Origin of the sequence: Roseibium sp., assembly GCF_965232425.1 — a bacterium.
GTDB lineage: Bacteria > Pseudomonadota > Alphaproteobacteria > Rhizobiales > Stappiaceae > Roseibium.
In genome coordinates, this window is the sequence record NZ_OZ246971.1 from 61,987 (window position 1) to 81,195 (window position 19,209).

Annotated in this window: 17 protein-coding genes and 1 pseudogene; 6 read left to right on the forward strand and 12 right to left on the reverse strand. The window is 54.8% G+C overall.

All coding sequences use genetic code 11. The annotated features are described in order from the left end of the window. Positions 1-2: 2 nt before the first annotated feature. The 10 genes and pseudogenes from ACO08A_RS00350 to ACO08A_RS00395 all read right to left on the reverse strand — a co-directional run bounded on the left by ACO08A_RS00350 (position 3) and on the right by ACO08A_RS00395 (position 8,228). Positions 3-626, reverse strand: a complete 624-nt coding sequence (locus ACO08A_RS00350; protein WP_422039309.1) for a sulfotransferase family protein — start codon at positions 624-626, stop codon at positions 3-5. A 4-nt stretch (positions 627-630) separates the two neighbouring features. After that, positions 631-2,211 carry an oligosaccharide flippase family protein gene (locus ACO08A_RS00355; protein WP_422039310.1) on the reverse strand — a complete coding sequence of 527 codons (1,581 nt, stop codon included), beginning with the start codon at positions 2,209-2,211 and terminating at the stop codon, positions 631-633. Positions 2,212-2,214: 3 nt separating this feature from the next. Next, complete coding sequence (locus ACO08A_RS00360) at positions 2,215-3,180, reverse strand: glycosyltransferase family 2 protein (protein WP_422039311.1); 966 nt, start codon at positions 3,178-3,180, stop codon at positions 2,215-2,217. An 85-nt stretch (positions 3,181-3,265) separates the two neighbouring features. Beyond that, on the reverse strand, positions 3,266-3,760 hold the full coding sequence (locus tag ACO08A_RS00365; RefSeq protein WP_422039312.1) for an acyltransferase: 495 nt from the start codon (positions 3,758-3,760) through the stop codon (positions 3,266-3,268). A gap of 7 nt (positions 3,761-3,767) precedes the next feature. After that, entirely contained in the window at positions 3,768-4,541 is a 774-nt protein-coding gene (locus ACO08A_RS00370; RefSeq protein ID WP_422039313.1) for an SGNH/GDSL hydrolase family protein, read from the reverse strand. Then, on the reverse strand, positions 4,513-5,382 hold the full coding sequence (rfbA, locus tag ACO08A_RS00375) for a glucose-1-phosphate thymidylyltransferase RfbA (RefSeq protein WP_422039314.1): 870 nt from the start codon (positions 5,380-5,382) through the stop codon (positions 4,513-4,515). The genes ACO08A_RS00370 and rfbA overlap by 29 nt, the downstream gene beginning before the upstream one ends. Continuing rightward, positions 5,379-6,227, reverse strand: a complete 849-nt coding sequence (gene rfbD / locus ACO08A_RS00380; protein WP_422039315.1) for a dTDP-4-dehydrorhamnose reductase — start codon at positions 6,225-6,227, stop codon at positions 5,379-5,381. The genes rfbA and rfbD overlap by 4 nt, the downstream gene beginning before the upstream one ends. Beyond that, positions 6,224-7,279, reverse strand: a pseudogene (rfbB, locus tag ACO08A_RS00385) (dTDP-glucose 4,6-dehydratase). Before rfbB ends, rfbD begins: the two are co-directional and overlap by 4 nt. Positions 7,280-7,287: 8 nt before the next feature. Beyond that, positions 7,288-7,839 (reverse strand): dTDP-4-dehydrorhamnose 3,5-epimerase, encoded by a 552-nt coding sequence (gene rfbC / locus ACO08A_RS00390; protein WP_422039316.1) that lies wholly within the window; start codon positions 7,837-7,839, stop codon positions 7,288-7,290. Beyond that, positions 7,836-8,228 carry a hypothetical protein gene (locus ACO08A_RS00395; protein WP_422039317.1) on the reverse strand — a complete coding sequence of 131 codons (393 nt, stop codon included), beginning with the start codon at positions 8,226-8,228 and terminating at the stop codon, positions 7,836-7,838. The genes rfbC and ACO08A_RS00395 overlap by 4 nt, the downstream gene beginning before the upstream one ends. 381 nt (positions 8,229-8,609) lie before the next feature. On the opposite strand from ACO08A_RS00395, the gene ACO08A_RS00400 reads away from it, so the two are divergent. From ACO08A_RS00400 to ACO08A_RS00410, 3 genes are all read left to right on the forward strand, one after another. Continuing rightward, entirely contained in the window at positions 8,610-9,284 is a 675-nt protein-coding gene (locus ACO08A_RS00400) for a sugar transferase (RefSeq protein ID WP_422039318.1), read from the forward strand. A gap of 575 nt (positions 9,285-9,859) precedes the next feature. Continuing rightward, complete coding sequence (locus tag ACO08A_RS00405) at positions 9,860-10,519, forward strand: hypothetical protein (protein WP_422039319.1); 660 nt, start codon at positions 9,860-9,862, stop codon at positions 10,517-10,519. A 380-nt stretch (positions 10,520-10,899) separates the two neighbouring features. After that, entirely contained in the window at positions 10,900-12,222 is a 1,323-nt protein-coding gene (locus tag ACO08A_RS00410) for a S8 family serine peptidase (protein WP_422039320.1), read from the forward strand. Between the two features lie 4 nt (positions 12,223-12,226). On the opposite strand, the gene ACO08A_RS00415 is transcribed toward ACO08A_RS00410, so the two are convergent. Then, positions 12,227-14,269 (reverse strand): trypsin-like peptidase domain-containing protein, encoded by a 2,043-nt coding sequence (locus ACO08A_RS00415; RefSeq protein WP_422039321.1) that lies wholly within the window; start codon positions 14,267-14,269, stop codon positions 12,227-12,229. A 29-nt stretch (positions 14,270-14,298) separates the two neighbouring features. After that, entirely contained in the window at positions 14,299-14,676 is a 378-nt protein-coding gene (locus tag ACO08A_RS00420) for a YybH family protein (protein ID WP_422039322.1), read from the reverse strand. Between the two features lie 480 nt (positions 14,677-15,156). Here ACO08A_RS00420 and ACO08A_RS00425 point away from each other — a divergent pair, with 480 nt between their 5' ends. From ACO08A_RS00425 to ACO08A_RS00435, 3 genes are all read left to right on the forward strand, one after another. Beyond that, positions 15,157-15,900 carry a sulfotransferase family 2 domain-containing protein gene (locus ACO08A_RS00425; protein WP_422039323.1) on the forward strand — a complete coding sequence of 248 codons (744 nt, stop codon included), beginning with the start codon at positions 15,157-15,159 and terminating at the stop codon, positions 15,898-15,900. 748 nt (positions 15,901-16,648) lie between these two features. Further along, entirely contained in the window at positions 16,649-18,889 is a 2,241-nt protein-coding gene (locus ACO08A_RS00430) for a WD40 repeat domain-containing protein (protein WP_422039324.1), read from the forward strand. Further along, positions 18,882-19,208, forward strand: coding sequence for a CU044_2847 family protein (locus tag ACO08A_RS00435; RefSeq protein WP_422039325.1), 327 nt, complete (start codon positions 18,882-18,884; stop codon positions 19,206-19,208). The genes ACO08A_RS00430 and ACO08A_RS00435 overlap by 8 nt, the downstream gene beginning before the upstream one ends. Position 19,209 lies beyond the last annotated feature (1 nt).

Consider the following 19,209-nt stretch of genomic DNA (forward strand, 5'->3'; position numbering starts at 1 on the left):
TTCTACCTTGATAGCTTGTTGAACAAATAATTCAGATTGCGGATGTACATTCTGCGCAGGTTGCGCCTGATTCCCGGTGACTGTTTCGGTTGATTGGACGTCGGAAATGGTTGGTCCGGAACATCACACCCCAGAAACGAACACAAATTGTCCCAATCAACCGGTTTGGAAAAGTTCATCACCAACAGGTCGTCAGGTCTGTCCTTGAAGTAGTCCAGAACGGCTTGATTGTGGTTCCGATAAACAGATCGATAGTGATCTTCGTTTCCAAAGGGCGCACCGGCATCTTCGCCATAGGTGAGCTGTTGAAGGATCGCCGGATTGTTTCCAAAGTGCCCGAGGATGCTCGCCCACCAGCTGTCCTCATCACGAAGTGTCAGAAGGAACTTCGAACCCGGGAACGCTTTATCGAGTTCGCGAAACAAAAGTGGCCACGGCATGTCCTGCACGGCATCATATTCGGTCGCGATCTTCAGACCTTCTTCGACGTAAGTTGACCTCAAGGTTTCTATCGGGGTCGTCTTGCCAAAAATGCTTGTGACCCGGTAACCCAGAATTCCCAGTGCGGTTTCCATGGATGTGGTTCCGGTCTTCTGGAAACCAACACAAAACACCTTCGTTTTCATTGATCTAGTTACCTTCGCCTTGCTTAGTGAATTTTTTGGGTGCCATGCGTATGAGCGAGATCAGGTGTCTTTCCAATCCATCAGGTTTTCCCGTTGCGAACCACGTCAAAAGGCTCGTGCAGGTATAGATCGCTCCACCGGTCAACAGATAGCAGGCAATCATTATGCAAGAATGAAGGAACGGGGTCTCTGCCGTCGTCTCAGGGACCTGGCTCTTGAACAGGACCAACCCTGCGGCCATCAGCACCGATGACAAGAGATACCGCCACGCACGGATGAACGGAGAGAACAGCGACGTCCCCGTGCTTCGGGCCGCGATCATCAGCGTCATGAAAATATATGCGCAGTTGGCAAACAAACTTGCCAAGATCACACCCAAGAAACCACCCAAGTGTATCCCCACAAGTATCGCTGGCAAAGTGATCGACAGGGCAATCAGATCCCGCGTGAACAGTTTCCAGGTTTCGTTTTCAATGAATACGAGCGCTTTGATGCCCGCATTGATCGTCATGATCGCCCAAATCGGGGCCAGGAACGTCACCACTGTGGCGGCATCCAACCATTGGGGACCCATCACGACGCGCAACAGGTCGCTTGCCCCCACGGACAAGAAAACGCCGACCGGCGTCACGATCCCCAGTGTCATGACCTGCAGCTTCAAATATGCCGAAGCCAGCTTTTCCGGATCGTTGCTGATCGAGGCTAGGCCAGGAAAAATAACGCGGTTGATAGGCCGCACAAGATGGACGGTCGACAGTTCTGAAAGATCCCTCCCCACGCGATAGAGACCTGCAGTGGTCAACCCCAACCCAGGAGCGATCAGTATCTGGTCCACGCGTCTGTTTACGTATCCAATCAAGTTGACCGCGATTATCCACCTGGTCAGCTTGTAGAAGTAGCGCCATTCGGAAAACTCCAGCCTGGAAACTGCAGGCGTACGTATGTAGCTGATCAGCGAGCGCGAAAGCTCAGAAAGCACATAACCGGCGACAAGCGCCCAGTATGATTGCCAGTATATCGCCAGGGAGATCGCAACAGCATTAAACGTTAGCCTTGGAACAATGTCTTGCAGGGCTTCTGGCCCAAAACGCAACTTCTTTGCGTAGAGCACGTAGGCTGGATTGAAAAAACCGTTCACCAGCGGACAAAGAGAAATCACCTTCAAAACGCTGGCGAGTTCATTCGCTTTGGTCCAAGCCGCCACCGGTTCTGCAAGTAAGTAGAGAACAATCGCACAAAATGCGCCAAAAATCACCCGCATGGTGAACACGGTGGAAAGATGCCCGTCGGTAACGTCTTGAAGGCGGATGAGTCCTATGTCGAACGGACGAATGATGATTGCTGCAAACAATCCGGTGGCGAACAGACAATACGCACCGATTGCCAGGTCCGCCGGCGTCAGGACCCGGCCCAGGATCGCGAGCGCGATTATGCCCACGATCTTCAGAAAAAAACCTGAAGCTGCGAATATGAGCGTGCCGACCGACAAGTCTTTGCGCAATCCACCGCGATTTGGGACGTCTCTTCCGTCGGAAGCGTCACCGCTTTGCGACGCAACAGACGGTTCCATGCGATCATGTGCCATCGTCTACTTTTCCACCGGTTCGGCAGATGTCCTCGACCGGTGCAACACGGAAAAGACCATGCTTTGTAGATATCCGACCACTGGTTTAGGTGCCTTGGGATGCGCCAGAATCGCGCGACGCATGCAGATTGATGCCGCTTTGTACTTTCCACATTTATGCAAGTACCGGCCCGCACTGAACAGGCGAGCGGCATAGATTGAGGGATAGCGTTCGAAAGACTTTTTATGCTTCTTCAATATCACCAGAAAAGAAATCGCCTTGCTACGCAATTTGCGATGGATACTGTCAGATTGGATGTACGCGACGACAACAGGTTCCGGAGTGAAGAGTATCGACGTCACCTGGGACAACCTGATCATGTATTCCCAATCATTGTTGCAAGGTAAGCGGACGTCGAAGAACCCGATTTTCTGCGCTTCATTTCGCCGAATGAGCAAGGTCTGCGGACTTATCAGGTTACCGTCTAGCATGTCCTTGCTAAGGTCGCCGCTCACAACCGTGCGATGGGTTTCCGGTGCGATGGCGACATGGCCATCGCCATAGCGGTAATTCAGGTCGTGACCGTAGATCAACTTGGAGCCAAAAGTCGCGCCATATTCGGTGCCGCTGTTCTTCAACTCGCGCACTTGACGCTCGAGCTTGTCGAGCAACCATTCGTCATCACTATCCTGGAAAGCTATCAGGCTGCCTTGTGCCTTCTCAAGGCCGGCATTTCTGGCCGCAGAAGCGCCCTGATTGTGTTCTTGCGGAACGTAGACGATACGCGCATCATCTTGTTGCCATCGGCGCACAATTTCACCGGTATTGTCAGTCGAGCAGTCGTCAACGATGATCAACTCGAGGTTCTTGTAGGTCTGAGCGAGCACACTGCGCATGGCCCTTTCGATGCAATGCGCACGATTATAAGTCGGGATAATTACGCTAACCAATTCGTCTTCAAACGCTTTGGGCTGGTGATTTTCAGACATAAGGAACCCCATTTAGACTTGTTCGAAAACTTGAATTCAAAAGCTTAAAATTTCAGATAGATACGCTGAATTGGCAGTAGAAACGTCACTCGTTCTCATTGAAATCGTCTTGCTTTTCCTCTGTTGATCGAGAGTTCGCCTGTTGATCAGGCGAAATGAGAACACCGTATTCTCCTGTCTGTATCCCGGTCTTTACGACCCGAGCAGGATTGCCAACTGCCACACTATGATCCGGAATGTCCTTGGTAACGATGCTGCCTGTTCCGACAATGCAGTGATTTCCCACGCGCACACCGGGCAAAATCACCGAGTTCGCTCCAATGAAAGTGTAGTCCCCTATGTAAGTATCCAAATGCAGGCGATTGACGAAATCATGTGTGAGTACCGCAACACCAAAAGTGATCTGCGTATGCGATCCTATGTTTATTCCCTTTGGATTGGTTTTATCCAACTTGGCGTGCACCGAAATACGCGTGTTGCTGCCGATCTTCATGCCGTACAGATTGCGGTAAAGCATACTGAGCAGCAGAGTTCGATAATGATAAAGGTTGTTTCTTACCTTGTGTATTGGGTACTTCATGGCACACCTAGTCTTTGCCGCTTGGCAAAAGTTTCTCTAAATGACTGTTTAAGAGCTCGTAGGCTTCCGGTTCAAAATGCAGGGTATCTTTTGCAAATTTCGCGGGAAGCGTCTCATTTCCGCTCGACAACAACGCGTCTGCGTCGAAAACCGTTACATGGTTGAAGCGCGCGAGACTTTTTACAAAGGCATTTGCATCATCGAGATGATCAAAGATCGCATCCGACCATACGACCCTTCGTAAGAAAGACGGTTTGGACGGTCTGACAATCGTCATCACTATGAGTTTTGTTCCATTCGCTTCCAGTTCCTGAACAATTTCTAAGAGTCTGGATTTGAAGTTATCGATGATCTCCGTCGACCTTTCGGGAAACAAGCTTGCAACAACAAGGTCGTTAATTCCGGCCTGGATCACAACGAGCGCTGGTTCATGTACCTTTACATCTTGCTCAAACCGGAGGCCAATCTGCTGTATCGTGTCGCCGCCGCGACCACTGGTCGCGATGGTGGCGCCTGGCAAGACCGGCAAGGGTTTCCATCGCGCTACTCGCGAGTCTCCCAGAAATATCGCCAGGTCCTGACCGGCGTTGGGTTTGATCAGACCTTTGCTCTTTTCCACCGGGGATGCAGTGTCAGGAAATGCGGTCTTAAGCTTTCTCTCCTTGTATGACGAGAGCGTCCCTTGAACCGCGAAAATCCCAGCGGATCCAATGGCAATCATCAAGCTTGCCGCAATTGCCCATTTGCGCCGCTTAGTCCAGGTTCTGGAGATACTTTCCATAAGCTGTTTGTCCGAAGATTTCCGCATGTTCGAGCAACCTGTTCCGGTCGATCCATCCGTTCGCATAGGAGATCTCCTCCGGACAGCCCGATTGCATGCCCTGCCTCACGGAGAGTGTTCTGACGAAATTTCCCGCATCCAGCAATGACTCGTGCGTGCCGGTGTCGAGCCATGCAAAGCCGCGGCCCATGCGTTCGACGTTCAAGGCCCCTTCCCGCAGATACATTTCCAGCAACGTGACGATTTCCAGCTCGCCGCGCGGCGATGGCTTCACTTCATGCGCCCTGCGCGGTGCGTCGCCATCCAGAAAATAGAGACCGGTGACTGCATAATTGGACGGAGGCACCGCCGGTTTTTCAATGATCTCTTCGGCCAGACCGGCGTCATCGAACTTCACGACACCATAACGCTCCGGGTCCGCTACATGGTAGCCGAAAACAGTTCCTCCCCGTTCACGGGCGTCGGCGGCACCGAGAACCTCGGGAAGTCCGTGACCGAAGAAGATATTGTCTCCAAGCACCATTGTGGACGGCGCACCGTCCAGGAAGTCCTCGGCGAGGATATAGGCCTGCGCCAGTCCATCCGGCGATGGCTGGACGATGTATTCGAAGCGCATGCCCCACTGGCTGCCGTCCCGGAGAAGGCGTCTGAATTGCGGCTGGTCCTCGGGCGTCGTGATGATCGCAACTTCACGGATCCCGGTCAGCATCAGAACAGACAGCGGATAATAGATCATCGGCTTGTCGTAGATCGGCATCAGCTGTTTCGAGACGGCCATTGTCAGAGGGAAAAGCCGTGTGCCGGATCCTCCAGCGAGGATAATGCCCTTGCGATTTGTCATGAAGTCACACCCAGTTTTGCCAAAGTGTCTGCCACGCCGTCTTTCCAGTCAGGGCGGTTCAGTTCGAATGCGGCCAGTGACCTGCAGTCCAGACGCGAGTTGAGAGGCCGTTTCGCCGGTGTCGGATAGGCTGATGTTGGAATATCCTCGACGGCGACCGATCGGCCCGCCTGCCTGAAGATCTCGCGCGCAAAGTCTGCCCAGCTTACCTCCGGCACACCGGAAAAATGGTAGGTTCCGGCTTTCGAAGGGTCCGCTGCCAGGGATCGGGCAATTTTGACACAGGCTTCCGCGATTGCAGATGCCGGTGTCGGACCTCCAATCTGATCGGCAACGATCGTCAGATGATCCCGTGTTTCCGAAAGACGCAGCATTGTCTTCAGGAAATTCGCGCCATGGGCAGAAAACACCCAGCTGGTGCGCAGGATGGCATAGACCGGCGCTGCGGCCACGATTGCCTGCTCGCCTTTCAGCTTGGTGCGTCCATAGGCTCCGAGTGGTGCGGTTCCCGCATCAGGTGCAAACGCCGTTTCACCACTGCCGTCGAACACATAGTCGGTCGAAATGTGAACCAGCGGGATGCTCAGCCTGGCTGCTGCCTTCGCCATCTCGGCGGGCGCCTGCGCATTCAGCTTCAGCGCCAGAGCTTCTTCTTCTTCGGCTTTGTCTACCGCCGTATAGGCCGCCGCGTTGATAATCGCCGCCGGGCCTATTTCCTCGATGATCCCACCAATATTCGTGTGCACCGACAGATCCGCCTCCTCCCGTCCGAGAAAGACGGCGTCAGGCAATCTTTCCCGGAGTTCGGTTGCCACCTGCCCGGAGGAACCAAAAACAAGCATCATGCCCTGGCACCTGCGGCGACACCGAGCCGTTCGCCGACACCCTTGCGGTCCTGCAAGGCACGCCACCAGCTTTCGTTGTCGAGATACCACTGCACGGTTTTTTCCAGCCCCTCCTCGACATTGACACTTGGTTTCCAGCCGAGTTCTTCGCGAATGCGGGCCGGGTCGATCGCATAGCGCATATCGTGACCGGGTCTGTCAGTCACAAAGGTTATCAGTTCGGAATAAGAGCCTTGCGACCTCGGACGTTTTTGATCGAGCAGGCTGCAGATGGTTCTTACGAGATCGATATTCCTGCGTTCGTTTTCACCGCCAACATTGTAGCTGCGGCCGGGAGCACCCTTCTGCAGGACGAGGAGAAGCGCATCGGCGTGATCCTCGACGTAGAGCCAGTCGCGCACGTTTTCGCCCTTGCCGTAGACGGGGATCGGCTTGCCGGCGAGCGCGTTGAGAATGACAACGGGGATGAGTTTTTCGGGGAAGTGTTACGGACCGTAGTTGTTCGAGCAATTGGTCAGGACGATCGGAAGCCCGTAGGTTTCGTGCCATGCCCGCACGAGGTGATCAGACGCCGCCTTCGACGCCGAATAAGGACTGCGCGGATCATAGGCCGTTGTCTCGGTGAACAGACCTGTCTCGCCAAGCGAGCCGAAGACTTCATCGGTCGAAATCTGGTGGAACCGGAACGATTCTGGTTTACCGGCCTCCTGCCAATATGTCCGCGATGCCTCAAGCATGTTGAAGGTGCCGGTGATATTGGTTTCGATGAAGTCGGAAGGACCGTCGATGGACCTGTCCACGTGGCTCTCGGCGGCAAGGTGCATGACCGCGTCGGGACGGTGCTCGGCGAAGATCCGCCTCAGGGCCTGCCTGTCGCGAATATCGGCCTGTTCGAAGGCATAAAGAGGGCTGTCGGCAACAGAGGCGACATTGTCGAGACACGCAGCGTAGGTAAGGGCGTCCAGGTTGACGACGCTCAGACCGCGCTGGACGGCAAGCCGGATTACAGCCGAGCCAATGAAGCCCGCTCCGCCCGTAACAAGAATCTTCATCCAATCCCTCAATATTCAAATGGTGTTTCAAATGCAGCAAGCGCTGGCGCTGCGGCGTCCTTTTCGGACAGAACCGGTTCGATGTCTGCCAGCGGCCAGTCAATCCCGCAACTGTCCCAACGGACAGCGCCGTCGCAGTCAGGCGCATAAAAGTCGGAGCACTTGTACACGATCTCGCTGTCCGGTTCGAGTGTCATGAACCCGTGCAGGAACCCGGCCGGTACGAACAATTGCCTGCCGTTTTTGAAACTGAGTTCCGTTCCAAACCAGTTTCCGTAGGTTGGCGAGCCTCGGCGGATGTCGACCGCGACATCGAAAATCCGGCCACGTCCGCACCTGACGAGTTTTGCCTGCGCATGGGGCGGGGCTTGAAAATGAAGCCCCCTCACAGTTCCTGTTGTAGCGCTGAGGGAATGGTTGTCCTGTACGAATTCGATATTGATACCCGTGTCTGCAAACGCGCGTTTACTCCAGCTTTCGGAAAAAAAACCGCGGTCGTCACCAAACCGCTTGGGTGTAATCAACAAAACACCGGACAGTCCGGTTTTTTCGACAATCATTTCAACCTCAAAACAGACTTTTCGGAGCAAATACCAATGCTCAATGCATGCTCCTGGAGACGCTCAATTCTAACGGGGTCAACCAGATCGGATATGGCAAGCCGCGCGACCGGTTTGAGCCAGCCCTTCAATCGACCTTCGTCGCGGCGACTATAGCCATATCGACAAAAGAAAACACAAGCTTTCTTTGGCCCTTTGGGTTTTTGGTAAATTTGAAGAAAATCCGATCTAATTGCTTTGACAGGCCTTGCTTCCAAAGCCTGATTTCGCATTCCATCGCAGTTGGCGCGGGATTGTTGCGTCGCGCAAATCGCAACGGTCAGGCTGTGTCTGCCCGCAATATTCCGATCACCGAACAACACTCGACTGTCAAAGATGGTGCCGGGCAAGTACTTGCTTCGTGATCCCTGTATGCGGCTGACAAATTCCCCTGTTGGCCAGTGGAATGCGTTACGCGTTCATCGAACCGGCTGAGATTTAAGCAGCCCGTTCATGAAGCGATGATCCTTAAATCAGAAGTAACAGCGCCTCGGAATTTCTTTCAATGTCAAATGATGATGCGCTCTAGCTCTCTGATTAATCGCGCAAAATTTAGTTTCCTGCTCAACCAGTAGCAAAATTGAAGTTGCATCGCGCAGAGCAATCGATTAACGTTCAATTAACTAAATTTATGGGTACCACGTTTTTTTTTAGTGGTGGGCAGCTTTCAGACAATGCCTGATGCGCGCGTTTTTAGCGAGCATTTGCAATAAAAAGTATGAGTTTTGAGAATGACTGACAATGTTTATGGATTTCATAATACGGATTTGGGTCATGCGAATGATCCCGCTGAATCTTCTCAGACTTCCAGCTCCTTGAAGCGCGGACTGGACCTTTTCGGTGCAGTAAGCGGGCTTTTGCTCTTAACGCCACTTTTCGTCATCCTCGCGGCTGTGATCAAGGTGACGAGCAAGGGGCCTGTCCTTTTCAAACAGGACCGTCATGGTCTCGATGGAAAGACGTTCAAGGCCTACAAGTTCAGGTCGATGTATATTGATCAGTGCGATCAATCGGGAGTCCGGCAGACCGTCAAAGACGATCCGAGGATCACTCCGATCGGGCGCTTCCTGCGCAAGAGCAATTTCGACGAACTGCCGCAATTGCTGAATGTTATCAAGGGCGAGATGTCGCTTGTGGGGCCACGCCCTCACGTACCCGGGATGCTTGCCAATGGCGTCCCCTACGAGCAGTTCGATCCGCGCTACCAGACCCGCCATCGCGTAAAACCGGGAATCACCGGTCTGGCTCAAGTCAATGGTTTTCGAGGAGAGACAAAAACCGCTCACGCAGCGTCCATGCGTCTCTATTACGATCTTAAATATATCGAAGTGCGGTCAATTTTTCTGGACGTGAAGATTATCGTGAACACAGTGGTTCAGGAATTCTTTGGCGGCAAAGGATACTGAAGCCGGGTATTGAAAGCGTCACCGGAATATTCTGGATGAGTTTGAAATGAGTGAAAGGGAGAGTGAAAAGGTCGTAATCTGACAACACCTGAAATAACTTTTGGCAAGATTAAATTTCCAAAACCTGCTTACACGATTGCCATAAATCGCATCTTTACACCCATAACTTGCCCGACTTAAACAAAATATCTGAGATTTCCTTGACTGTCGCTTAATACAACTAGAAATTCACACCCTCGCTACCCAGGTTGCATCTCAGTGAATTTTGTTTTGCGCATCTATTTTTTGTTTTTTTGGATTTTAACTTAATTTTTTGTCAAAATTTATAAAAAATTACACTAATTTTCTTGACCTCGTTTGCGGCGGGTTGCAGACTAGGTTGCAGAGATCCATTCAGGCGGATCTTAAAAAGGCGCTTCGATGTTTGATGCAAGCCTTAGGTTTTGAAATCAAAGTTCAAGGTGCAAGGCTAAAACCAAAAAATGAACAATGCCTGGAATTGCATACTTCAGCAGCGCCAAAGGGCGTTTGCCTTGTTTCAATCACTGTGTGCTTAACAGCAAAGGAAGCGTATGATGAAAAAACTACTGGTTGGCGCAATCGCACTTGCCTGCGCCTCCGGCGTTGCTCATGCAGCTCCGGTAGCCGGGTTTGACGATTTTCACACGTCTGGTGGCAACATGTGGAACTTTGTGTTCGACGGATTGCCAGCAGACGTCGATGGCAAAGACGGTGGCGGCAATCCTGTCGGCATCATCTTCACCGAGGGTAGTCTGACAGTAACTGCAACCGGCTCATCAGGCGGCTCCGATCGTGTCGTCCGTCAAGACCACCCCGCAGATGGTGGTCTCGGTGTGCTGGGGTCTCCGAACGGTGACAACCTCGGTATCGGCGAAATACTGACGCTGACATTCTCCAGAGCCGTCGATATTTTGGGCTTCACGCTCAACGACGGACATACGGACGCGGCAACAGGCGGCTTTACGTTTGGTCCCCTGTCGTCCACGGCAGACCTTTTTGACGGGGTCGGAAGCGAAGGCGCGGGTCAAGGTGACCTTTGTTCTTCCTATGCCGGGTTCTGTGGTGTCACTTCGATCTCCTTGTCCTCGACAGGTTTCACCGGATATCTGGAGTCGATCAAGGTGCAAGCAGTTCCGCTACCAGCACCACTCGGACTGCTGCTCGTGGGTGCCGCCGGCCTTGGTCTCGCAGCCAGGAAGCGTCGCGGCGCATAAGGGAGCGTTTGAGCTTGGTCAGCTAAGCCAATCCACCTGGGTGTAGATTCAGGTGGCCGAAAACAGAAGCGGGCTGGTTATCCCAGCCCGCTTTTTCGTGTGGAAGCGTGCGACGTGCCGTCAAGCGCAGAATTCCAGATGATCTCCCCTCCCCAAAGCGGCAAACAAAACCTCACTTGCCCCTCTTGTGGCGGGAGCTTTTCCGGCGAAACCAACTTTCTCCAGCATGGCTCAAGGACCGGAAATTGCCAATCTCTGCCGCATTGCTACGTGGACCAGGAGCCTGCACCACCCTAGATTAAGTCAGCATGTTTCTCACCAACGCGACAGGCCGGGAGCTTTCGGACCGCGTGCCTATTTTGTCGAATTCACGATGCTTCATGATCGCGGTCATAGCATTGTTGCCGCTGCGCGGTCGCGCTTTCCAAGGCGTTTTGCTGCTGCTTGTTTGCTGCCTCGCGCTGTCAGCCCCCTCTCCCGTCCTCGCGGCCTCCCGGACACAGGTGCGCGACTGGATTACCCTCGCTATCGAACACGCCTGCGCCAATCCGGACATGCCCGGGTTTGACATTCAAAACGCGCTGCCCGGCAGCTGGTTGCTGGAAGAGGTGCGCCAACCATCGCCGGAGAACCCGGCTCGGGTGACCATGCGCTTCGCGCTGCCGGGCGGCGACGAACTCGTTCTTGAATCGCGCCTTGCGAACGGCGTCCTGCGGCAGTTCCGCGCGTCGGTGGCGGTGCAGACCGGTCAGACACTCAGGCCGCGCTTCCTGGCAATCGCCGATGGCAGTTGCACGGTGCGCTCGGCACGTGAAATCCGCGACGGCGACGATCCCTGGATTTTCCTCGATCAACTCGATGGAGACCTCCAGACTCTGCGATGGACGGAAACGCTGCAGGCGCCATGGCCGTCCGGTCAAGATGCCGGCGGTGTGCGCATCGGGCTGGTGGATTCAGGTCTGGCCTACGATCTGCCCCTCTTCCGAGACCGGCTTGCGCGCGACCCGGACGGTGTACCGTTTGGATATGATTTCTGGGATCTGGATCCCTTTCCTTATGACGGCGACACGTCACGCGGGGCTTTTCTGCCGATCCGTCACGGAACTGCAGTCGCGTCGATCATTGCCCGCGAAGCCCCCGGCGCAGCTCTTGTTCCCTATCGCTATCCGAGACCCGACATGAGCCGAATGGAAGAGCTTGTGAAGCATGCTCTCAAAAACGATATCAAGATCCTGGCGATGCCGCTTGGCAGCCGGAAACCGGCCGATTGGGAGGCTTTTGCCGCAGCGCTCAAGGACCAGGATATCCTGGCGATCGTGTCTGCGGGAAATGACGGACGCGACATAGACGCCGATCCTGTCTATCCGGCAGGCCTCGACCTCGACAACATACTCACGGTGACGTCGGCAGACGCGTTCGGGCGCCTGGCGCGCGGGTCCAACTGGGGTGCCAAGAGCGTCGACCTGATGCTGCCTGCAGAAAACATGGACGTAACAGATTTTCGCGGTGCATCAGGCGTTGCTTCCGGCTCCAGCTATGCCGTGCCGCGTCTCGCTGCCCTCGCCGCCCGTCTGCTGGCAGAGGATCCGGATCTGACGGCGTTGCAGTTGAAAGCCAGGATCCTCGAACGTGCGGTCCCCTCACCGTTCCAGAAAGACAGGCTCGTGTCATCCGGGTGGATTCCCGACCCAGAAGCTGACTGACCCGTCAGCGGCGCTCCGGTCTGGGCGGCGCGGCATCAATGAAACGCCTTGCGGCCTGCGCCTGCCGGGGATCCGCCTTCAGGAGGGCCTGGTATCCCGCCTCGGCAAGTGCAGGATCACCGCCCCAGACACCGGACTGGATGGCAAAACGCAGCGCTTGCGGATCGTCAGGCGCGGCCTCCATCAACCACCGGGCATGTTCTGTCATCTCTTCAAACCGTGCGCCCAGTTGCAGGGAAACAAGCAGGGACACTCTTGAATTGATCGAGTTGGGCACCTGTTCGACCGCCTGCCGGTGCAGTGCCGCCGCCGCGTCGAACTCACCGGACTGGGCCAGCAAGCGCCCGGCTTCCAGAAGTTGGCCATGATTTGAAGACCGCGCGCAGGCTTGCGGCAGTTGATCCGCCTGTTCACTGGCGCTTTGAGCGTCTTCCGTGCCCGCGATCGCCGCGTCACAAGCGGCGAAGTTGATCCCGAGCCGTCTGGTAATCCGCTCCGCCTCGGGATCATCGCGCTGCCTCAACAGCTCTTCGACAGCAGAAACCGGGATCGCTTCGAAGCGTCCTTCGCCCCCGCCGACGGCGATCCCCCTCAGGCGCCCGTCTTCATCCACAAGAGCGCCGCCACTCACACCGGGCTGCATGTGCGCCCTCACGTGCAAGCGCCCGAGCTCCGCCCCTTCCGCAGGGAGCATGATCAGCTCACCCGGTTCGAACACCCGGATCTCGCGGCGCGCGACATCCGCACCGACCGCATAAAAAAGATCCGCCTCGGCCCCAATTGCGGCGGGTTCAAGCACCGCGCCATCGCCGGGCAAACCCTCCACCTTCAGCAAAACGAGATCGCCGCCATAGGCAGAGGGCACGACGTTCGCCGTCCTGGGGCCAGAAGGCGTGTGGACCGTCGCCTCCTGCCGGTCCCCGACCACATGCCTGTTGGTGACAAGAAGGTCACTTGCAATCCGTGTCGCGCTCGCGACCGGATCGAAGGAAGAGACGGGGAAAACGGCCTGGCGCTGCCGGCAGACGGGCTCTGGATGCGGACACTCCGGATCGGGCGCATCGGAAATAGACATGTCAGCGTCCGGCTTGGCGCCGAACGACAGACTGACGGTGAGCCGGCCCCCTCTCCTCTGCAGAACCACAGGAACGCTCAAAGTATCAGCGGGAAGCAGCGCCAAAGCGGTAACGGCGTCCCGGGGCGTGCGTGTATGCCGCTCACCGATCTGCAGGATGAGATCGCCGGCCTCGATGCCCGCCGAGGCCGCAGCCCCGCCCGGCTGGACTAACTGCACTTCCGGCGCCGCGACCGCGGCCAGCCGGGCACGGTCGGCAAGTCCGAGACGCCATCCCGCCTTCACGTAGTCAACCGATCCCGACGAAAGCAGTGCATCCGTCACACGAAGGAGCAACGCGTTGGAAACGGCAAAATTGACACCGATATTCGCGTCCGCTCCGGAGGCGAAAATGGCGGACACGAGACCAATCAGCCGCCCGTCCGGATCGATCAAGGCACCGCCCGAGGCTCCCGGATTGATCGCTGCATCCGTCTGAATGAAGTCCTCCACGGCGTTGAAGCCCGCATTGGTCACCGCCTTTGCCGAAACGACACCGCATGTGATCGAGAGCCCGAGACCGAACGCGTTGCCGATCGCGCAGGCAGGCTGCGCCAGGCCGGGGTTCGGACCGAATTCGATCGGCGCGAGGCCGGCGTCCACGCTCAGAAGCGCGATGTCACTCGCCGCGTCGCCGGCGATGAGCCGCGCCGGCAGTATCCGGCCGTCGGACAGGCGTACATCGATACGCTCTGCCGGTTCAACGACATGAAAGGCGGTCGCGATCACGTCCGGCCGGATGACCACGCCACTGCCTTCAGGCGCGGCCCCGGGGCGCGTACCGGCTCCGCCCTGCGGCTTGCCAGGCCATACGGGAAGGACCGAAACGACATGGTCAAACGCTTCTTCCGGCGATGCCATTACCGGGAGGGAGCCTGCGACCACCATGGCCACCAGGCCGGCGAGTGTCGAAAGACGGCAGATCAGTTTCATCGGTTTGTTCCGCACTTGACGTTTCGCGTTCAGGACGCAGTCGGCCCCGCAACCGGGATTTCATTCAGACTGCAGCGCAGGATCAACCAGTTTCCGCCGGCCTGGCGCTGCAGCACATTCAAGGACGTGCCCTGGCCTTCGTCCCCTTCGCTGTAGAGGGCAAGACACCAGCCAAGGTCGCCCGACCTGCCGGCTCCCCTCACCTCGATCTTCTTGTTGACGGCGTCCTCGTCAAACCACTCCAGATGCGCAGCTTCGATCGCCGCCCGCCCGACCGCCGGTGGACCATAGGGGGAGAAAAGTTCCGCGTCGTGTGAAAACAGGGCCGCACATCCGGCAGCATCTGCGGAACGATAGCAGCCGACATAGGCGTCGAACACTGACTGGAATTCCTGTTCGTCGGACATCTCGCCTCCCCTGGTCTGTGCCAGGAGACTATCGCGGTTCACGCAAGCCGCCGCAAGGCTCGGTAGCTTTCTCAAGGAGGCAAAGAACCTCGACCGTTTCTGACACGGGAAAACCCGCTCTGGCACCCACCGATTTTCGTGACGTGGGCAGAGCCTTCAGCAAGACGCCCAATCTGAAACTGGCGTCAAACTGGTTTCCCGCAAAACAGCCCCCGGCCAACGCCGGCATCACAACATTCCACGTCCTGTTGGCAACCAAACCGGTGCGATGCCCGGGTGCCGGACGACGCGGTCGCGGACCCGGGGTCACGGGCGCTTTCGTTCCAACTCATGGCCGACTGAAACGCACATGATCTTGCGGAGCAGAGTTTTCGCTGTGCGCATAACCGTGTTTCGCAGACGCAAATATTGTCACACAGATCTCAATCAGAGCGTGCGTCTCAGGCGCAAAATATGCGAAACATCGGACTTCTGTGACTTATGCTTCCAATTTCCATTGGGCCCAGGATCATTTATTTTCACATCCCCAAATGTGCCGGCAGCACCGTGTTCAAACACATAAGGGGTAAGGTGCCATTGGGAAAACTGGACAAGTTCCTGAAGCGAAAAAGGCACACGATTGTCCACACCGAATACCATCACGCAAGAATCGACGCCGCCATATCTGAAGCGAAAAAATCAAAATTTATTTCCGGACATTTTGATACGCCGACCCTGAGCGAAATCGGCAGAAAACCGGACGATTTCGTGTTCACTTTCTTAAGGGCACCGAAGGAACGTTTGCGTAGCGCTTATCGTTACTTCGTGAGTGAACAAGGATGGCGATGGATGGACCTGCCGGGAAGCTGGACGGACTATTCGTACGAAGATTTCCTGCGGATCGAGACGCGGAGCATGGTTGCGCTGACGGACAATGCCATGGTTCGACACCTCGGAGGTGATTTGCTTGAAACGGTGGAAACAGAATCCGGGTGGCGTGAATGGACCGATAAAGCAATCTCGGAACTTGCGGAGATGGACTTCGTGGGATTTCAGAACAATTTTTATGAGGACATGAACATCTTGTGTCGTCGCCTGTCGATCGCGCCATATTTCGGGTTGAAGGCCAATGTAAGCGAAAATCGAGGCGAGTTTCCTATTTCCGATTTCGCAGCAGATATTGAGAGACGCAAAACACAATGGGACGAGATCATTTATCGAAAGTCTCTGGAACTCGTCAGATAGTGAATGCGCGCTTCCATGCGCTCAATTGACCAGTTACAGGTCACGCACAATCCGAACATTTCCAACGTTTTCTGTCGTCTGGCTGCGTGCAGCCAATGACGGCTTTACAGGAAGGTGCCGGGATTTGAGACAGGTTTTTGCTCGCTCCCTTCTCACATCGGATGGCATCGGCAAGTGCAAAGACGTTGCGGCCAGGTGAATATGAGCTGGCTTTCATTCAGGTCTGAAACGCGAAAGCCTTGTATGACGATGTGGCTACCTTCATCCAATCGTATCGTCATATCGCTTCCGTCATCGTGCATAAGCGCGGCCAATTTGACGCCATTCGAGATGCTTGTTTCCGAATGATGGGCGAAGTTACGGGCAGAAAGTCAGACGCACCGACTTCTCTATACTTTTCAGCTTCTTGAAAGAAAGGGTGGCGGAGAGGAAGGGACTCTCTCCCATTTTCTCCGTAAGTAATTGATTTTACATCGAGGCGATTCCTCAGATGGGTACGTAGCTGGGTACAATTGAACGTCAAAAATGTCAACAATTCAGAAATTGATGCAATGCGTGCTTTTTCATTCCGTTACAATTGTCAGGAAACCGGCCTTCTCTTCGTTTCTGGTTGTAATTCAGCCTGTTGCTCTCTTGCCAACCCATGCCTAATGAGTTGTATTTATCCAAACAACTATCTTTAATGGTTCTTCCGCATTACGGGCTAAAATATTGTCATCGGTTTTTTCTTCGACTTAGCAGGCAGACAATGTCTCAATCAATCAATGGATCCAAAGCACAGAAAAAAATAACTGCAAAGATGCTCCGCGACTTCTTTTCCAGGTATTCAGACATCTTCGAATCGACAGGCGGCACCCAACTCGCCACCCAAGTCTGGGGACGCCTTCCTACGGGTGACAAAAATAGTAATGAGTTTGCCGCGCGGTGCAGAGAAGCCTGCGACAACGAGGCCGGTCTCTACGTAAATCGCGGCGATCTTGCGCGATCTACAAGCTGCCGAAAACTGTTCCGCGGCCACTCCTCTACGGTCAATCACGTAGCCGTTATTGGCCCGCACCGCGCCATCTCCGCGTCCAGGGACAGCACTCTAATACTTTGGGATCTTGCCACTGGAGAGACACTTAAGGTCCTGGAAGGACATACCGATGACGTCATCCACGTTACCATCATCGACCAAGACCGCGCCCTCACCGCGTCGAGAGACAAAACCCTCAGGATCTGGGATCTCAAGACGGGCGAGACACTCAAGGTTCTGGAAGGCCATTCCAGTGCCGTCACTCGGCTTGTTGTCATCGGCAAGGACCGCGCCCTGTCGGCATCATATGACAAATCCCTAAGGCTGTGGAATCTCACAACAGGCGAGACACTCAAGGTGCTGGAAGGGCATTTTGGTTTGATCAACCATGTTGATGTAATTGGCCAGAACCGCGCCATCTCTGGGTCAAATGACCAAACCCTTAGGCTATGGGATCTCACAACAGGCGAGACTCTCAAAGTTCTGAAAGGTCATTCCCGCGCGATCTCGCAGGTTTTCTTCATTGGCCAGGATCGAGCTATCTCCGCGTCCGAAGATCAAACACTCAGGCTGTGGGATCTCAATACCGGAGAAACAATAAAGATCCTGGAAGGCCATTCCAGCGCGATTGCGGGAGTTGCTGTAATCTGCCACGACCGCGCCGTTTCCGCGTCCAATGACCGAACCCTTAGGCTGTGGGATCTCGACACAGGAGAGACACTCAAAGTTTTTGAGGGACATTCTACTTCGATCAAAAGTGTCAACGTCATTGACCAAGACCGAGTAATCTCGGCATCCGATGACAAGACTCTTAGGCTATGGAATCTCCAAACCGGAAAAGAAATCACGGTCTTTCAGGGGCATTCCCGTGAAATCACGCATCTTGCCGTCATCGGCAAGCATGGTGCCATCTCAGCCTCAAAGGACAAAACTCTTAGGCTGTGGGATCTCAAAACAGGTCAGAAACATAAGGTTCAGGAAGGTCATACCCGGGCGGTTACATCAATTGCCATTGTCTGCCAGGAAAGCGTTATCACGGCATCCGATGACAAGACGCTTAGGCTATGGGATCTCAAAACAGGTAAAACACGCAAGGTCCTTGAAAGTCATTCTGGAGCAGTAACTCATGTTGCCGTTGTCAGCCAGGACCGCGCCATCTCGGCATCACGGGACAACACTCTCAGATTGTGGGATCTCACCACAGGAAAGACCCTAAAGACCCTGGTTGGACATTCCGATCGGGTCAACCATGTTTCCGTCATCGGCCAGGACCGCGCCATCTCGGCGTCAAAGGATGACACCCTAAGGCTGTGGGATCTCGCAACAGGAAAGACACTTAGGATCCTGCATGGTCATTCCAGTGCAATCACTCAAGCTGTCGTCATCGGCCAAGACCGTATTGTCTCGGCGTCCCATGACAAAACCCTTAGGCTATGGGATCTCGACACAGGAAAGACACTCAAGGTACTGGATGGACATTCCGACACGATCACCCACCTAGCCATGGTTGGTCAGAACCGCGCCATCTCAGCCTCAAGGGACAATACCCTGAGGCTATGGGATCTCACCACGGGTGAGACACTCAAGGTTCTGGAAGGTCATTCCGATTTAGTCAGTCATGCTGCTGTCATCAGTCAGGACCGCGTCCTCTCCGCGTCCCGAGATGAGACCCTAAGGTTGTGGGATCTCAACACAGGAAGGGCCCTCAAAATCGAGGAAGGCCATTCCGGTGGTGCCAACCAAGTTGCCGTCATCGATCAGGACTGCGCCATTTCCGCGTCCGATGAGGGAGAATTAGTTCTTTGGAACACCAACCACGGGGTTTTGCTGTCCGCATTGCAATTAGATGAAACTGTGACGGCTTTAGCTTCTACAGCCGCCCCAAATAGCGTTGTGGTCGCCGGAACAGCCGCCGGGAAAGTATTGTTTCTTCGTGCTCAGTCTACAAAAAAGGACCAACCAGAAAATGAGTGAAATCGCAAAATTAGATGTCGGAGACGGCAAATTCATCCTTGTAGAGGCTGACGATATTGCGGAAGAACAGCCAAAAGGTCGTGCTCCTGCAAGTCCAGTTTCCGAGATGGCAGGAACTTTGGCATCCTCTTTCGACCAGTTTCGCGCCATTTTCGAAATTGCTCAACATTCTTTGGATGGTGTGATTGGAATGGCAGAAGAACTCAAAATCGAGATGGCTGCGAAACTGACGACGTCCGGCAATCTAGTCATAGTCAAAGGGACTGGTGAAGCTTCGATAAAAGTAACCCTGACATGGAAGGGCGGGGCTTCAGGTTAAA

Excerpts from the sequence above, each read along its gene's own strand:
- ACO08A_RS00405 (WP_422039319.1), top strand. The coding sequence starts at position 9,860 with ATGAAAAAACTACTGGTTGGCGCAATCGCACTTGCCTGCGCCTCCGGC.
- ACO08A_RS00355 (WP_422039310.1), bottom strand. The coding sequence starts at position 2,211 with ATGGCACATGATCGCATGGAACCGTCTGTTGCGTCGCAAAGCGGTGAC.
- ACO08A_RS00435 (WP_422039325.1), top strand. The coding sequence starts at position 18,882 with ATGAGTGAAATCGCAAAATTAGATGTCGGAGACGGCAAATTCATCCTT.
- ACO08A_RS00365 (WP_422039312.1), bottom strand. The coding sequence starts at position 3,760 with ATGAAGTACCCAATACACAAGGTAAGAAACAACCTTTATCATTATCGA.
- ACO08A_RS00370 (WP_422039313.1), bottom strand. The coding sequence starts at position 4,541 with ATGGAAAGTATCTCCAGAACCTGGACTAAGCGGCGCAAATGGGCAATT.
- ACO08A_RS00430 (WP_422039324.1), top strand. The coding sequence starts at position 16,649 with ATGTCTCAATCAATCAATGGATCCAAAGCACAGAAAAAAATAACTGCA.
- ACO08A_RS00420 (WP_422039322.1), bottom strand. The coding sequence starts at position 14,676 with ATGTCCGACGAACAGGAATTCCAGTCAGTGTTCGACGCCTATGTCGGC.
- ACO08A_RS00400 (WP_422039318.1), top strand. The coding sequence starts at position 8,610 with ATGACTGACAATGTTTATGGATTTCATAATACGGATTTGGGTCATGCG.
- ACO08A_RS00360 (WP_422039311.1), bottom strand. The coding sequence starts at position 3,180 with ATGTCTGAAAATCACCAGCCCAAAGCGTTTGAAGACGAATTGGTTAGC.
- rfbA (WP_422039314.1), bottom strand. The coding sequence starts at position 5,382 with ATGACAAATCGCAAGGGCATTATCCTCGCTGGAGGATCCGGCACACGG.
- ACO08A_RS00415 (WP_422039321.1), bottom strand. The coding sequence starts at position 14,269 with ATGAAACTGATCTGCCGTCTTTCGACACTCGCCGGCCTGGTGGCCATG.
- ACO08A_RS00425 (WP_422039323.1), top strand. The coding sequence starts at position 15,157 with ATGCTTCCAATTTCCATTGGGCCCAGGATCATTTATTTTCACATCCCC.
- rfbD (WP_422039315.1), bottom strand. The coding sequence starts at position 6,227 with ATGATGCTTGTTTTTGGTTCCTCCGGGCAGGTGGCAACCGAACTCCGG.
- rfbC (WP_422039316.1), bottom strand. The coding sequence starts at position 7,839 with ATGATTGTCGAAAAAACCGGACTGTCCGGTGTTTTGTTGATTACACCC.
- ACO08A_RS00410 (WP_422039320.1), top strand. The coding sequence starts at position 10,900 with ATGATCGCGGTCATAGCATTGTTGCCGCTGCGCGGTCGCGCTTTCCAA.
- ACO08A_RS00350 (WP_422039309.1), bottom strand. The coding sequence starts at position 626 with ATGAAAACGAAGGTGTTTTGTGTTGGTTTCCAGAAGACCGGAACCACA.